13 protein-coding genes are annotated in these 13,574 nt (G+C 64.2%); 4 read left to right on the top strand and 9 right to left on the bottom strand.

Annotation, left to right across the window (positions count from 1 at the left end):
• The 5 genes from PIN31009_RS13095 to PIN31009_RS13075 are packed head-to-tail and all read right to left on the bottom strand — an operon-like array spanning window position 1 to window position 4,549.
• Window positions 1-573, bottom strand: coding sequence for a TIGR00725 family protein (locus PIN31009_RS13095; RefSeq protein WP_246185651.1), 573 nt, complete (start codon window positions 571-573; stop codon window positions 1-3).
• On the bottom strand, window positions 551-1,435 hold the full coding sequence (locus tag PIN31009_RS13090; protein ID WP_150790543.1) for an ABC transporter permease: 885 nt from the start codon (window positions 1,433-1,435) through the stop codon (window positions 551-553). The genes PIN31009_RS13095 and PIN31009_RS13090 overlap by 23 nt, the downstream gene beginning before the upstream one ends.
• Before the next feature lie 11 nt (window positions 1,436-1,446).
• Complete coding sequence (locus tag PIN31009_RS13085; protein ID WP_150790542.1) at window positions 1,447-2,571, bottom strand: extracellular solute-binding protein; 1,125 nt, start codon at window positions 2,569-2,571, stop codon at window positions 1,447-1,449.
• Window positions 2,572-2,615: 44 nt separating this feature from the next.
• Window positions 2,616-3,653 carry an ABC transporter ATP-binding protein gene (locus PIN31009_RS13080; protein ID WP_150685271.1) on the bottom strand — a complete coding sequence of 346 codons (1,038 nt, stop codon included), beginning with the start codon at window positions 3,651-3,653 and terminating at the stop codon, window positions 2,616-2,618.
• Entirely contained in the window at window positions 3,650-4,549 is a 900-nt protein-coding gene (locus PIN31009_RS13075; RefSeq protein ID WP_150685272.1) for an ABC transporter permease, read from the bottom strand. The genes PIN31009_RS13080 and PIN31009_RS13075 overlap by 4 nt, the downstream gene beginning before the upstream one ends.
• A gap of 231 nt (window positions 4,550-4,780) precedes the next feature.
• Between PIN31009_RS13075 and PIN31009_RS13070 the strand changes: the two genes are divergently transcribed.
• Window positions 4,781-5,692, top strand: a complete 912-nt coding sequence (locus PIN31009_RS13070; RefSeq protein WP_150685273.1) for a LysR substrate-binding domain-containing protein — start codon at window positions 4,781-4,783, stop codon at window positions 5,690-5,692.
• Window positions 5,693-5,763: 71 nt separating this feature from the next.
• Window positions 5,764-6,744: an alginate lyase family protein gene (locus PIN31009_RS13065; protein WP_150790541.1), complete on the top strand. Its 981-nt coding sequence runs from the start codon at window positions 5,764-5,766 to the stop codon at window positions 6,742-6,744.
• A gap of 73 nt (window positions 6,745-6,817) precedes the next feature.
• Here PIN31009_RS13065 and PIN31009_RS13060 read toward each other — a convergent pair whose 3' ends face one another.
• On the bottom strand, window positions 6,818-7,705 hold the full coding sequence (locus PIN31009_RS13060) for a LysR family transcriptional regulator (RefSeq protein ID WP_150685275.1): 888 nt from the start codon (window positions 7,703-7,705) through the stop codon (window positions 6,818-6,820).
• 129 nt (window positions 7,706-7,834) lie between these two features.
• Between PIN31009_RS13060 and PIN31009_RS13055 the strand changes: the two genes are divergently transcribed.
• Window positions 7,835-10,138 (top strand): aconitate hydratase, encoded by a 2,304-nt coding sequence (locus tag PIN31009_RS13055; RefSeq protein WP_150790540.1) that lies wholly within the window; start codon window positions 7,835-7,837, stop codon window positions 10,136-10,138.
• A gap of 107 nt (window positions 10,139-10,245) precedes the next feature.
• Here PIN31009_RS13055 and PIN31009_RS13050 read toward each other — a convergent pair whose 3' ends face one another.
• Together PIN31009_RS13050 and PIN31009_RS13045 are read right to left on the bottom strand one after the other, a co-directional pair.
• Window positions 10,246-11,118 (bottom strand): SDR family oxidoreductase, encoded by an 873-nt coding sequence (locus tag PIN31009_RS13050; protein ID WP_150790539.1) that lies wholly within the window; start codon window positions 11,116-11,118, stop codon window positions 10,246-10,248.
• Between the two features lie 10 nt (window positions 11,119-11,128).
• Complete coding sequence (locus tag PIN31009_RS13045) at window positions 11,129-11,797, bottom strand: O-methyltransferase (RefSeq protein ID WP_150790538.1); 669 nt, start codon at window positions 11,795-11,797, stop codon at window positions 11,129-11,131.
• Window positions 11,798-11,878: 81 nt separating this feature from the next.
• Here PIN31009_RS13045 and PIN31009_RS13040 point away from each other — a divergent pair, with 81 nt between their 5' ends.
• Window positions 11,879-12,511: a TetR/AcrR family transcriptional regulator gene (locus tag PIN31009_RS13040; RefSeq protein WP_150790537.1), complete on the top strand. Its 633-nt coding sequence runs from the start codon at window positions 11,879-11,881 to the stop codon at window positions 12,509-12,511.
• Between the two features lie 18 nt (window positions 12,512-12,529).
• Here the strand turns inward: PIN31009_RS13040 and PIN31009_RS13035 are convergent, their stop codons facing one another.
• A complete protein-coding gene (locus PIN31009_RS13035) occupies window positions 12,530-13,543 on the bottom strand; it encodes an ABC transporter substrate-binding protein (RefSeq protein ID WP_343039034.1) in 1,014 nt (337 codons plus the stop codon).
• Between the last annotated feature and the right edge of the window lie 31 nt (window positions 13,544-13,574).

The following is a 13,574-nucleotide window of genomic DNA, read 5'->3' as shown; positions in this document are numbered from 1 at the left end:
TTACCGGGGGGCGTCACCTCCGGGAAGTCCGGTGACGCTGAGCCAGGTCGCAACAGCCACGACCAGCGCGTCGATATCGTCGAAGTTCTCGGCACCCGGCACAGCCGGTGCGTCGAGTACCGTGAATACCGGCTTGCGCCATTGCAGGCCAAGCGCGATTTCCGAGAGCGTGCCCAGTCCGCCGCCAATGGCGACCAGACACACCGAGGCACGCGCGATCAACGCGTTGCGCGTGATGCCCAACCCCGTGGGCAACGCAACGCTCAGATGCGGATTGGCGTCGTTCGCGTGGTCTTCCGGCAACAGACCGATCACGATGCCACCGGCCGATGCCGCACCCGCAGATGCCGCTTCCATCACACCGCCCTTACCGCCGCACACGAGCGCGATACCGGCCGCGGCCAGCGCTTCGCCGACACAGTGCGCGGCTTCGAGCTGCGCCGCCGTGGCTTCGCGCGGACCAATCAGCCCGACCGGCGTCACGTGCCGGTGCGTGCTTTCCTGACGGGCCGCCAGACGATCGAGGGCGTGGCGGGCCGCAGCCGACCACTCATTGAGGATGACGCCGTACAAGACACTCTCCGAGAGCGAGCACACCGCTGCATACCGCCATCAATACGAGCGACAGCGCGGCGGCTTGTGGGAAATCCGTTTGCCCGTCCGACATCTTCAGGAACATGAGCAACGGCAGAATATTGATCTGGGTGCCGGCCAGCGCGAGCGCCGTGCCGTATGTGCCCATCGCGATGGCGCTGACGAGACACCACGCCGCGGCCAGCGTCGGCCACAGTTCGCGCAACGCCACGTCGACGATGGCCCGCAGCGGGTGAGCGCCAAGCGTGAGCGCAGCTTCGAGCGGCCGGCGGTCCAGATTGGCAATCGCCGGGTAGACCATCAACGCCACGCGCGGGATCAGGTAGTACGCGTAAGCCGCGATGAGCCCCGGTGCCGTGTAGATCAGCGCCCCGACACGCGCAGGGTCAGCGCCGAGCGATGCCAGCCCGAGCGTAACGAACCCCGCACGGCCGAACGCCAGAATGAAACCGTACGCGATCACCAAACCCGAGAATGCGAGCGGAACACCCATCGCTGCGAGCCAGAAACGGCGACGACGCGGCGTCTGACGGGCGAGCGTGACGGCGAGCAGCGCACCGACCACCAACGACACGGTGCCCGCGCCCACCGCCAACGCCAGCGAGTTCACCAGCGCGTCGCGCACCAGCGGATCGATAGCGATGGCGAGGAACGCTTCGCCATGCCCCTCGAACGCGGCCACCACAAGCGCGCCGAGCGGCAGTCCGAAACCGAGGGCAAGCAACACGGCCGCAGGCAGTCCGCCGAAGCGACGCACCCAGCCACGCGGGGCGAGCACCCCACGAGGGCCTTCGGCGGCGGTCTCGTTAGCCGGGACCGGATTGGCGCGGGCGGAAGTCATTTCGTGCGCTCTCACTTGGCGAGTGCCGCCGCCGCCCACAGGCGATCGACTTCCGCCTTTTGGGCAGCAGCACGCACGACGTCGAGCGGATGCACTTGCGGCGCGTCCGGCATGCGCGCGCGCATTTCCGGCGAGAGCGGCACGCCGGGCACGGCCGGGCGCACATAGCCCTGTGCGAACAACGCCTGACCGACCGGGCTCATGATCAGGTTCAGCCACAGCTTGGCGGCGTCCGGATTCGGGCCGTTCTTCACCAGACTGATGGCGTACGGGGCCGACACACTGGCTTCCTTCGGAATCACGACTTGCGCCGCGTCGCCCATGCCGTCGGTGTACTTCGCCTTCAGGCCGTCGTTCTCGTAACCGATCAAAATCGGGATCTCGCCCTTCACGAACTTGGCGTAAGGCGTGGTGCCTTCCACACGCATCACATTGCCGGCCTCACGCAGCTTGCCGAAGAACTCGGCACCCGGCTTCGGGTTGTCCACGTTGCCACCGAACGCATACGCCGCAGCAAATACCGCGACCTGTCCCTGACCCGTCGAGCGCGGGTCGAGATAGACCACCGCGTTCTTGTATTCCGGCTTGAGCAGGTCGGCCCACGACTGCGGCACGTGCTTCACCAGCTTCGTGTTCACGAGAAACGCGATGTTGAGCGAGTGAATCGTGAACCAGCGGCCGTCGTTGTCGCGAAACACTTTGGGCAACGTGTCGAAGTTGATCGGCTTGAACGGGGCCACTACGTCTTTCTGCACGGCATCGAGTGCGGAACCGGCGAAATAGTAGGCCGTATCGGCCTGCGGACGGCGGCGTGCCTTGTCGAGCGAGACCACCGTCGCGGCCGAACCGATATCGTTGTAAGTGATCTCCACCTTCGGATAACGCTTGCGGAATTCGGCGAACAGCGCCTTCCAGTTGGCCCACTCGGGGCCCGTGTCGAACGACACGACGAGACCTTCGTCGGCGGCCTTGGCGTACAACTCCGTTTCACCGGGGTACAGCGGCGCGTTGCTTGGCGTTTGTGCGTGCACGGCAGCGGTCGTGCCTGCGAGCAGGGCGAACGAGACGGCCAGCGTGGAGAGGGCCGGCAGGACGGCACGAGACAGTAGGCGCGGCGAAGGGGTGAGGCGAATCATCGACATTGCTCCATCGGGGGCATGGGGTAAGGAAATCGGGGAAGTCATTTCGACGCCGGGGGCAACACCCGAAGCTGCGCCGGGTCGAGCGCCACGGCGTGTGTGGCGGGCCGGCGATGCTCGCCCAATAGCGGCGTGGTGGCACCATTCGGCAGAAAGTCGTAGCGGCAGGTCGCGCCGAAGAAGCGCACTGCGCCTGCACGGCCGGCCAGTCGATTGATCGCATGCAGCGGCGGATCGGCGTCGACATGCTCCGGACGAACCAGCAAGTTGACGGCGTCGCCGGTGCGCCATGCACCGGTATCGGCCAGCAATTCTGCGAAGCCGACATCGACGGCGCCTGGGCGTACCACACGCGCAGGCAATACGGTCGACAGACCGGTGAAACTGGCGACCGTGGCGCAGGCGGGGGCATCGTAGAGGCGTTGCGGCGTATCGATCTGCAACAGGCGTCCGCCATCGATCACGGCCACGCGGTCGGCGAGGCTCAGCGCTTCGTCGCGGTCGTGCGTCACGATCAGCGTGGTGGCGCCGCTTGCCTGTTGCAACGCGCGAATCTCATCGCGCAACTGCTGGCGAATGCCGGCGTCGAGCGCGGCAAGCGGTTCGTCGAGCAGCAAAACACGGGGTGACACTGCCAGCGCGCGCGCCAGCGCAACTCGTTGTTGCTGTCCGCCCGATAACGACGCGGGACGGCGCAACGCACAATCCGCCAGTCCTACGCGGTTGAGCATTTCCAGCGCGATGCGTTGGCGCTCGGCGGCAATGATGCCGCGCATGCGCAGGCCATACGCCACGTTATCGAGCACGGTGAGGTGCGGGAACAGCGCGTATTGCTGAAACACCATGCCGACCTGACGTTTCCAGACCGGCACGCCCGCAACGTCTTCACCGCCGATGGCGATGCGGCCGCGATAGCCGTCGAGCAGCCCTGCGACGAGCCGAAGCACCGTCGACTTGCCCGAGCCGCTTCGGCCCATGACGGCCAGCAATTCGCCCTGACGCACTTGCAGGCTGACGTCGTCGAGCCCTTGCGGTGCACCCGCGTAGCGGAAACTGACGTTTTCGAGAGTAAGACTCATGAACTGACCTTCTGGCGGGATGCCGCAACGATCGACGCACCGGTCGCGATCAACGCGAGCACGAGCAGCACGACGGTCGCGGCGCAGGCAAAACCGGTGGCACCGTAGAACGCCTGAAGCAGCACCACCGGGTAATTGCGGTAGCGGAAACCCGCGATGAGATTGGAAATCTGGAATTCGCCGATCGACAGCGCCGCAACCATCACCAGCCCGGCGACGAGGCTATGTGTCAGGTTCGGCACAGCGACGGTCAGAAACTGTTTGAGCGGCGAGGCGCCGAGCGTCGCTGCGCAGTCTTCGAGACGCGCGATGTCGAGATGGCGCAGGTCGGCAAGCAGCGTTTGCGTGAGATACGGCAGCGTCAGCACGGTATGCGCCAACACGAGCAGCCAGAGCGAACCGAGCCACGGCAGCGTGTCGCCGCTGAACACCGCGATGTAACCGAAGCCGAGCGTCAGCGCCGGCACGGCCACCGGCAGCAGTGTCACGAGGCGCGCAATCGCGCCCCGGCCGGTACGCGAACGGTGATGTAACGCATACGCGAGCGGCAGACCGACCAATGCCGTCATCACGCAACAACTCAGGGCGACGATGAGGCTCGTGGAGAACGCACGCCGGAACGACGGGTCACCAGCCAGTTCGGCAAACCAATGCAGCGTGAAGCCCGTCGGCAGCACGGTATTGGTCCACGCCTGACCAAACGCGCCTACGAGCAGCAGAAGTACCGGCAGGCACAGGTAGATGAGAAACAGGGCGGCAACGGCCCGCACGATCCACAGCAATACGCTGGTGCGTGAGCGCTGCGGCGCGCGTCCCGCCTGACCTGCGTCGGCAGGGGCGGGGCTGTGCCGGGATGGCACAGATCGGGCGAGGCGCTCAATGTGGACGTCGGACATCGGGTGAACTTGGTCGGCAGGTCATGACAAAAGGGTTGCGGCGACGCTGAAGCCTTTATTTCCCTTACCAAAAGGGCGGGCGACAGGTTTTGCATTGGGCGCCAGTGTCGCGGCGGGACGTGTCATCGTCATGAAGAAAACACACAAATCGGGCATCGTTCTGTGCGAAAACGGAACAGTCGACGGCGTTGCGCCCGACGCTGCCATTTCCTCGAAACCCTTGCCAGCCCTATGCCTGCGCTACGTCATTGCTATCCCAACGTCGCTGAATTGCTCGCGTTCGCGAGTGCTGCGCGACACTTGAATTTTTCTCGTGCTGCCCGTGAGCTGGGTCTGACACCCAGCGCCGTAAGCCGCCAGATCGCGGCGTTGGAGGCCTTGGTGGCCACGCCGCTGTTCGTTCGGGAGGGCAGAAATCTGACACTGACCGATGCCGGGCGCCGCTATCATGAGCGCGTGGCCGAGCCCTTGCGCGAGATCGGTAATGCATCGCTGGAACTGATGACCTCTCGCGGGGAAAGCGACCTGCTGACCATTGCGAGCGTGCCGACGTTTACGACGAAGTGGCTGATTCCGCGACTCCCCGACTTTCTGGAGAAAACGCCGGGTGTGACGCTGAGCTTCAGCCGTCATTTGTCGCATGGCGACGCGTTTCCGTTCTCGCTGGACGCTGCCATTCGTTACGGCGACGGCACGTGGGAAGGGGTGGTGAGCGACTATCTAGACGGGCGTAGCTTCGTGCCGGTCTGTGCGCCGTCGTTTCTCGAGCGTTACCCGTTGACGGACGTGGCCGACGTCGCGCGTGCGCCGCGTCTGGTGCACAGTCAGGCCGAAGATGTCTGGGGAACGTGGGCGCGTTGTCATGACGTAGGCGAGCAGGCGCAGCGCACCGGGCCGCGCTTCGAGCAGTACTCGGTACTGCTTCAGGCGGCCGAGGCGGGAATGGGCGTGGGCATGGTGCCCGCGTTTCTCGCACGCGAGGCGCTGACGGCGGGGCGTCTGGTCGAGCCGGTCGATGCCGGGGTCGACGTGCCGCATCACGGCCACTACCTGTGTTACCCGCGAGAGCGGTTGCAGCAACGCACGGCCTTGCAGCACTTTCGCGAGTGGATGCTCGCGCAGGCAGGGCAGAGTCAACGGTAAAGGGACGCATGAAACATCAACGCATCAGTCAACGACGCCTGCTCACGGCGGTCATCGCAGGCGCATTCACCATGACAGTTCACCTCAGCGCTTTCGCCGCGCCGCACGAGTGCCCTGCGCCGCCGCCGGGCAACCCCGACATCCGGGCGCTGGGCTACTACACCGACAAGGCCAGTTCGCAAATCGACCCACAGCTTCAGGCGCAGAACGAAGCGGCCGTGAAGCCACTGAACGACTTCACGGCACAAATCGCCAAGATGACCGACGCTTATGCCAACTCGGCAGGTAAGGGCAATGAGGCTGACGGGCGTTGCACGCTTTCATGGCTGGAAGCGTGGGCCAACAGCGGCGCGATGCTGGGCCAGATGATTCATGTGAATAACGACCAGTCCGATTACATGCGCCAATGGACGCATGGTGCTGCCGCCATCGCGTATCTGCGCACGCAGGCATTGGCCACGCCGCAGCAGCGGGAGGTGATCGAGTCGTGGTTGCGTCAGTTGTCGAGCGCGAATCTCGCTTATTGGAACGACCCGAAACACAAGCGCAACAATCACTACTACTGGACGGGTGTGGGCATCATGGCGACGGCGCTCGCCACGCGCGACGACGCGTTGCTGGCGACGGCGCAAGGCATTTACCGCACCGGTATCGACGCCATTCAGCCAGATGGCAGCCTGCCAATGGAAATGGCCCGCAAGCGTCGTGCACTTCACTATCACGACTACGCCACGGCGCCGTTGGTGTTGATGGCAGAAATGGCCCGGCTACACGGCGACGACTGGTATGCGTATCGGCAAGGCGCGATCGAGTTGCTGGCTGCCCGTGTGGCCGATGGCTATCGCGATCCGGCGTGGTTCAACGCACAGTCGGGGGCGGTGCAGGAGACCGCGCAACCGCGCGGATCGAGCGGATGGGTGGAGTTTTACCGTCTTCGTTCGCCGCACCCTGAGCGCTACGACGCCATGCACGCGTTCGCGCCGTTCAAAGACCCACGCATGGGCGGCAATCTGACGTTGATGGCGCAGCACGGTATCGTGCCGGCGCGCTGAAGTTTTTCAAAACGTCCCCGGGCGCAACGCTTGGGGACGCTTCATTCACGCTTCATTCACGCTTCTTCCGCATCTAATGCGGCGCGGTGCTCGCGACGATCAAATCGTAAAGCGCCTGCGCCGCAGGCGATAGCTGCGCTCCTCGTCGCGTGACGAGCACGAGCGTACGCGCAATCACCGGCTCGACCAGATCGACGACGCGTATGTGTGGATACGCGCCTTTCTGGATCGCCAGTCGCGGCACCACTGCCGCAGCCACACCTTCTGCCACCATCCCCACGGCCGTCGAACTGCGCTGCACTTCGAAGTGCGGTTGCAGATTCACGTCGGTCAACGCGCCATCGAGCAGCGAACGATTGGCGCTCACTTGTCCGGCAAAGATCAACGGGTATGGCGAGAGACTGCGCCAAGGCACGCGACGGCGGCGGGCGAGCGGGTGCTTTTCGTGGCAGATCAGTACGAATTGATCTTCTGCTACCGGCAGACCTACCAGATCGCTGTGCCCCGGTCCCGCGATATGAATGCCGAATTCGACCTCTCGCCGCAGGATGGCGTCAGTCACTGCCACTGACGAGTGATCGAGCACGCGCACGCGGTTATGCGGAAATCGCTGCGCATAGGTTTGCAAAATGCTCGGCAGAAACTGCACACCCGCCGTCGGCACACACGCGATCGCCACATCGCCACGAGCGGCTTGGCCGCTCTCTTTGATTTCGGTGAGCGCATCGGAAAGCTCATCGAGCAGGCGCCGCGCCTGCGGCAGAAAATCCCGCCCGATCTGCGTAAGCGACACCGATCGCGTGGTGCGCTCGAAGAGCATGACGCCCAGATAGTCCTCCAGCTTGCGCAACCGCTGCGTGATGGCGGTCTGCGTTACCGAGAGCACATCGGCTGCGCTCTGAAAGCCACCGCGATCGGCAATCGCGACAAAGGCCTGCACGCCGAGGATGTCGATTTTCATAAGAAAAATTGAGTAATCGGAAAGATAAATTCATTTTACGGGAATTGCTGAGCGTTTCAGAATCCGTCCTGCGATCGCACCCACCCACCCCACAAATGCAGTTAGAAAAGCTTAGAAAAGGAGTGATCGATGTCTCAATTCATTTCTGCGGAGACGCTCACGCGTCTCTATGCGGCCATGGACGACAAGCTTGCTATCGTCCGTCAACGGCTTGGCCATCCGCTCACGCTGGCAGAGAAGGTGCTGTTCAGCCATCTGGCCGACCCTGACAATCAGCCGCTCGTGCCGGGCAAGAGCTACCTCGCGCTGATGGTCGACCGCGTCGTGTTTCAGGACGTGCTCGGGCAGACCGGCATGCTCCAGTTCATGCAGACGGGGCGAGACCGTGTCGCCGTACCTGCCAGCATTCATTGCGACCACTTGATTCAGGCGCGGGTCGAAGGCCGTGCCGATCTGCGGGCGTCGGTCGATGAGAACCGCGAGGTCTATGCGTTTCTGCGCAGCGCTGCCGCTCGTTACGGGCTGGGCTTCTGGGAACCGGGCGCCGGCATCATCCATCAGGTGGTGCTGGAGAACTACGCGTTTCCCGGCGCACTCATCATCGGCACCGATTCACACACACCCAATGCCGGTGGCCTCGGCGCATGCGCGGTCGGTGTTGGCGGCGCGGACGCCGTCGAGGCGCTGGCTGGCCTGCCGTGGGAAGTGCTCAATCCCAAGCGTATTGCGGTGTATCTCACGGGCGAGTTGAGTGGCTGGACCGCACCGAAGGATGTGATTTTGCGTGTCGCCGGCGAACTGACCGTCTCGGGCGGCACAAACGCCATCGTGGAATACATCGGCCCGGGTGCCCGCACGATCAGCGCGACCGGCAAGGCGACCATCACCAACATGGGCGCTGAACTGGGGGCGACGACATCGATGTTCCCGGCGGACGAACGCATGCTGACGTATCTGCGTGCGAGCGGCCGCGCCCATCTGGTGCCGGTGATCGAGGCGAATCTGTCGTTGCTGGCCCCGGATGCTGCGGTCGAAGCCGATCCGGAGCGTTTCTACGACCGCGTCGTGCGCATCGATCTGTCGACGCTGGAACCGCACGTCGTCGGTCCGCATTCGCCGGATCGCGCGCGCACGGTGTCGCAACTCGCGGCGCAAATGAAGCAGGCGAAGCCGGGTGACGGACTGGCCGCGCATGATGTCGAAGCCGACGCCCTGTCGGCGGCGCTCATCGGCAGCTGCACGAACTCGTCGTATGAAGACATGAGCCGTGCCGCCGATGTGGCGAAGCAGGCGCATGCACATGGCGTGAAGGCTGCCGTGCCGTTCATGGTCACGCCGGGATCGGAACAAGTCCGAGCGACAATTGCGCGCGACGGTCAACTCGACACACTCGCCGCGATGGGCGGAACAGTGCTTGCGAACGCTTGCGGCCCGTGCATCGGCCAGTGGCGGCGCGAGTCGGCAGCCGTGGCAGCACCGAACACCATCGTGACGTCTTACAACCGCAATTTCCCGCGTCGCAACGACGGCTCACCCAATACGGTGAACCTGATCGCCAGCCCGGAAATCGTCACTGCATGGGCACTGGCAGGCCGTATTTCTTTCGACCCGCAACACGACACGCTGACCGGTGCCGACGGCAAGCCATTCCGTCTGACGCCGCCGGCGGTCGCCCCCGAAGTGCCGTCGCAAGGTTTCACCCGCGGCGCGACGCATTACATTGCGCCGCCCGACGATGGCACGAAGGTCGAAGTCAGCGTCGATCCGAAGAGCGAGCGCATTCAGGTGCTCAAGCCGTGGCCGGCGTGGAATGGCCGCGACCCGAAGGGCATGCCTATCTTGATCAAGACGCGGGGCAAGACCACCACGGACCATATTTCGCCGGCCGGTCCGTGGTTGAAGCTGCGCGGTCACCTTGAACGCTTCAGCGACAACTTGCTGAACGGCGGGACGAACGCGTTCACCGGCGCGACCGGGCGCACGATCGACCTGCTGAGCGGCGCGCAGGACGTCACACCCGCAGAAGCGGCGCGCGCATATCGGGCAGCCGGCGTGCCGTGGGTCATCGTGGGCGACTTCAATTACGGCGAAGGCAGCAGCCGCGAGCATGCAGCGCTCTCGCCGCGATTGCTGGGCGGCATGGCCGTCATCGCACGCAGTTTCGCGCGGATTCACGAGACGAACCTGAAGAAGCAGGGGCTGCTGGCGCTGACCTTTGCCGACCCGGACGACTATGAGCGCGTGCGTGCCGACGACCGGGTCGATTTGCTGGGTCTGGCCGACCTTGCGCCCGGTCGAAACGTCGAGTGCGTGCTGCATCACAGCGACGGCACTCAGGAAACCGTGCAGTTGAAGCACAGCTACAGCGACGTGCAGCTTCAGTGGTTCAAGGCGGGTTCCGCGCTGAACGTCGTGCCGAAGGCCAGCCGGTAAAACGGAAACGGTAGTCGTGGGTGGCGCGGGGCATGCGGCATGAAGTAGGTGCGGCATGCCTCGCGCCTTTCTATCGGAGGCGAGCGCGTGAGCCCGCACCCGTTCCGTTACGCGCGGTAGTACTCCGGTTGCGCCAGATCATCCAGCAGGCCGGGGGCTGCCGGTTGCCACCCGAGTGCGGCGCGGGTGACGTCGCTGGATGCCGCCATATCCGCACTGGCGAAGTCCGCGAACCAGCCGAAGTGTTCCCGCCCACGCGAGGCGACGGGCAAACCGAGGCCGCGTCCGATGGCTTCGGCAATGGTGCGCATCGTCACGCCTTCCTCCGCGACGGCGTGATACACCGATGCCGGCGCAGTTTGTTCAATCGCCAGCCGGAACACCTTCGCGGCATCGAGGCGATGCACTGCCGCCCAACGGTTGCTGCCGTCGCCGGGATAGGCAGCCACGCCCGTCTCACGTGCCAACCGAATCAGTATCGGAATGAATCCGTGATCGCCGATGCCGTGCACCGTGGGCGCAAGACGCACGGTGACGGCGCGCACACCGCGCTCGGCCAACGACCTCGCTGTCGTTTCCGACTTGCGCACGAAGTCCGCGCTTGGGACGTCTGCCTCGTTGGCGAGTCGTCCGGGCGCGAGACGTGCGAGCCCGGAGGTGACGACAAGCGGGCGTGCCGAACCGAGCAATGCTTCACCCATGGCTTCGATGGCGCGCTGGTCTTGCGCGGCGTTCTCCGCAAATTTCGAGAAGTCGTGATTGAACGCCGTGTGGATGACGGCATCGGCGGCACCGGCTGCGGCGCGCAACACATCCAGATCGTCCAGCGACGCGCGCACCACGTGTGCGCCGGTTACCACCAGCGCGGCGGCCTTGTCGTCCGAGCGCGCCAGACCGGTCACATGATGACCCGCAGCGAGCAATTCCTGCACAACCGTCGCGCCGACCCAACCCGTGGCGCCTGTGACGAATACGTTCATTTGATGACCCTTATGCGCCGAGGCGCTGTGATAACTCCACGTCGCCACCGAACGGCACGGAGAGATAGCCATGCTCCGGCGAGCGGACGCGGGCCAAATACTCGGGGCTCGAATCGGCGTTATCCGCCACGATCAATGCGCCGGGGCGCAGTCGCGGCTCAAGTAGTCGAAGAATGTCGGGGTAGAGCGGTTTGGCGCCGTCCAGCAGCACCAGATCGATCTTGCCGGGCAGGTCAGTACCCAGCGTTTGCAGCGCATCGCCCGCGCGAATTTCCACCAGATCGTCGAGACCACCCGCCACGAGATTGGCCTGCGCACGCGCAATTTTCGAGGGCTCGAACTCGCTGGTAATGAGCAGACCGCCGCCGTTGTCGCGCAGCGCCGCAGCCAGATGCAGCGTCGAGATGCCGAACGATGTGCCGAACTCCACGATCGACGTGGCACGGCAACTGCGTGCAAGCATGTAGAGCATGCGGCCGGTCTCGCGCGACACCGGCAGCGGGAAGTCCTTCATGCGCGAGTAAAGCTCGAGATACTCGGTGCGGCTGCTCATCAAGCGGGAGATGCTGCCGTCGGGGCCATCGAGGGCGTCCCAGTCAATCGCGCGCGCCGTAGCATCGGCTTCCGTAAAAAGCCGCTCCAGCAAAGGCGCGAGCGGGGATTCAGTCAGTGTCGTCATGGCAAAACCTTCGTGTGAGAGACAGTGCGTCTATAATGCGACGAATTCGTCACATTTCCTATTCGCATTGCGAGTCCGCTCATGACCGAACCCCGAAACGCCCGTATTTCCTCGCGAAAACAGCCAAAACAGGCGCGCTCGTCGCAGCTGGTTTCAGCAATTCTCGAGGCGGCGATTCAGGTTTTGGCGAAGGAGGGCGCGCAGCGGTTCACGACCGCGCGGGTTGCCGAGAAAGCAGGGGTCAGCGTGGGGTCGCTGTATCAGTACTTCCCGAACAAGGCGGCGATTCTGTTCCGCCTGCAAAGCGACGAGTGGGAGCAGACGAGCGACATGCTGCGTCGCATTCTCGAAGACCGGGCGGTGCCGCCGTTGGAGCGTCTGCACGTGATGGTGCATGCATTCATTCGCTCCGAGTGCGACGAGGCGCAGGCCCGTGTTGCGCTCAACGACGCCGCGCCGCTCTATCGCGATGCGCCGGAAGCGCATGCGGCCCGTGCGTCGGGCGATAGTCTGATCCGCAAATTCATGGCGGAAGTGCTGCCGAAAGCGTCGGAGGAGACGCGGGCGTTGGCGGGAGATTTGATCGGCGACACGTTGTCCGCCGTGGGTAAAAAATTTTCCGAGACCCCGAGAACGCCGGCGGAGATCGACGTCTACGCCGGCGGGGTATCGCGCATGTTCTGCGCCTATCTCAAAGATCTCGGTTGCCGTTGAACGGCATGCGCGTGCGCTTCAGCGCGCAGCCGTCTGACGCGAGGCTTGTCCTTGCGCTTGCAATACCTGCGTGAACGACGTATCGACCACCTTGCTCACATCGAAGCGGTTAGGCAGCGCGCCGGTTTGCGTCAGGAAGTCGCTGGTGCCCTGATAGTCGGCGACGGCCTGTTTGTCGATCGCTTCGACGGTCATGCCCGCTTGTCCGATCCAGTGACGGGCGACATCGCGATCCAGCCCGGCTTTCTTCGCCCACTGATCGGCGTAAGCCTCCTTGTGTGTCTCGACCCAAGCACGGGCCTTTTGCAGACGCACGAGAAAGTCGGCGATGGCCGCGCGTTTCTCGGTCACTGACGGTGCATAGGCGGCCACGCTGCTCAGACCCGGCATCAGATTGCGCGCGGTGATCACGGCGCGTGCGCCGTTATGCACCACTTGCTGCGAGATGTACGGCTCCCAGACCGGGAAGGCGTCGATGGCGCCGTTCGGCAACGCCACGGCCGCGTCCACCGGCATCAGTTTGACGAACTGCACGTAGTCCGTCGGCAGGCCCGCTTTCTCAAGCGCGCGCAGCGTCAGTTGCTGGCTCCATGCGCCGGGCCAGTAGGCCACCTTCTTGCCTTTGAGGTCCTGAATCGACTTGACCGGCGAATCCTTCGGTACGAGCAGCGCGATGGTGTCCGGGTTCTGGCGAGAGACGGCAATCAGCTTGACTGGTGCCCCTTTGGCAGCGAGAAACAGGAAGCCGGAGTCACCGAGAAAGCCGAGATCCAGCGCACCGGCGTTCAGCCCTTCGGCGACGGGTGCCGCGGACTGAAAGTGTTTCCATTCAACCTGATAGTTCGCGCCTTCCAACGCGCCGGAGGCCTCGATGGACGCGCGCACGTTGTAGTAGTTCTGATCGCCAATACGCAACGTGACCGGTTGCGCGGTCTGCGCGATAGCGACAGACGTATGCATACCGGCGAGCGCGACTAACGAGAGTGCGGGGAGGGCAAAGCGGGCGCGGCGAATCCAACGCAACAGCATCATGACACCTGTATAGAGCAAGAGAGGGGGAAGA

The sequence above is a fragment of the Pandoraea iniqua genome, from assembly GCF_902459685.1.
Taxonomy (GTDB): Bacteria; Pseudomonadota; Gammaproteobacteria; order Burkholderiales; family Burkholderiaceae; genus Pandoraea; species Pandoraea iniqua.
Note: the sequence above shows the minus strand (reverse complement) of the source record. Positions and strands in the feature narration are given on the sequence as shown.

Coding starts and splice junctions, on each gene's coding strand:
- PIN31009_RS13055 (WP_150790540.1), top strand. CDS start 7,835: ATGTCTCAATTCATTTCTGCGGAGACGCTCACGCGTCTCTATGCGGCC.
- PIN31009_RS13090 (WP_150790543.1), bottom strand. CDS start 1,435: ATGACTTCCGCCCGCGCCAATCCGGTCCCGGCTAACGAGACCGCCGCC.
- PIN31009_RS13080 (WP_150685271.1), bottom strand. CDS start 3,653: ATGAGTCTTACTCTCGAAAACGTCAGTTTCCGCTACGCGGGTGCACCG.
- PIN31009_RS13050 (WP_150790539.1), bottom strand. CDS start 11,118: ATGAACGTATTCGTCACAGGCGCCACGGGTTGGGTCGGCGCGACGGTT.
- PIN31009_RS13065 (WP_150790541.1), top strand. CDS start 5,764: ATGACAGTTCACCTCAGCGCTTTCGCCGCGCCGCACGAGTGCCCTGCG.
- PIN31009_RS13085 (WP_150790542.1), bottom strand. CDS start 2,571: ATGATTCGCCTCACCCCTTCGCCGCGCCTACTGTCTCGTGCCGTCCTG.
- PIN31009_RS13045 (WP_150790538.1), bottom strand. CDS start 11,797: ATGACGACACTGACTGAATCCCCGCTCGCGCCTTTGCTGGAGCGGCTT.
- PIN31009_RS13035 (WP_343039034.1), bottom strand. CDS start 13,543: ATGATGCTGTTGCGTTGGATTCGCCGCGCCCGCTTTGCCCTCCCCGCA.
- PIN31009_RS13060 (WP_150685275.1), bottom strand. CDS start 7,705: ATGAAAATCGACATCCTCGGCGTGCAGGCCTTTGTCGCGATTGCCGAT.
- PIN31009_RS13070 (WP_150685273.1), top strand. CDS start 4,781: ATGCCTGCGCTACGTCATTGCTATCCCAACGTCGCTGAATTGCTCGCG.
- PIN31009_RS13075 (WP_150685272.1), bottom strand. CDS start 4,549: ATGTCCGACGTCCACATTGAGCGCCTCGCCCGATCTGTGCCATCCCGG.
- PIN31009_RS13040 (WP_150790537.1), top strand. CDS start 11,879: ATGACCGAACCCCGAAACGCCCGTATTTCCTCGCGAAAACAGCCAAAA.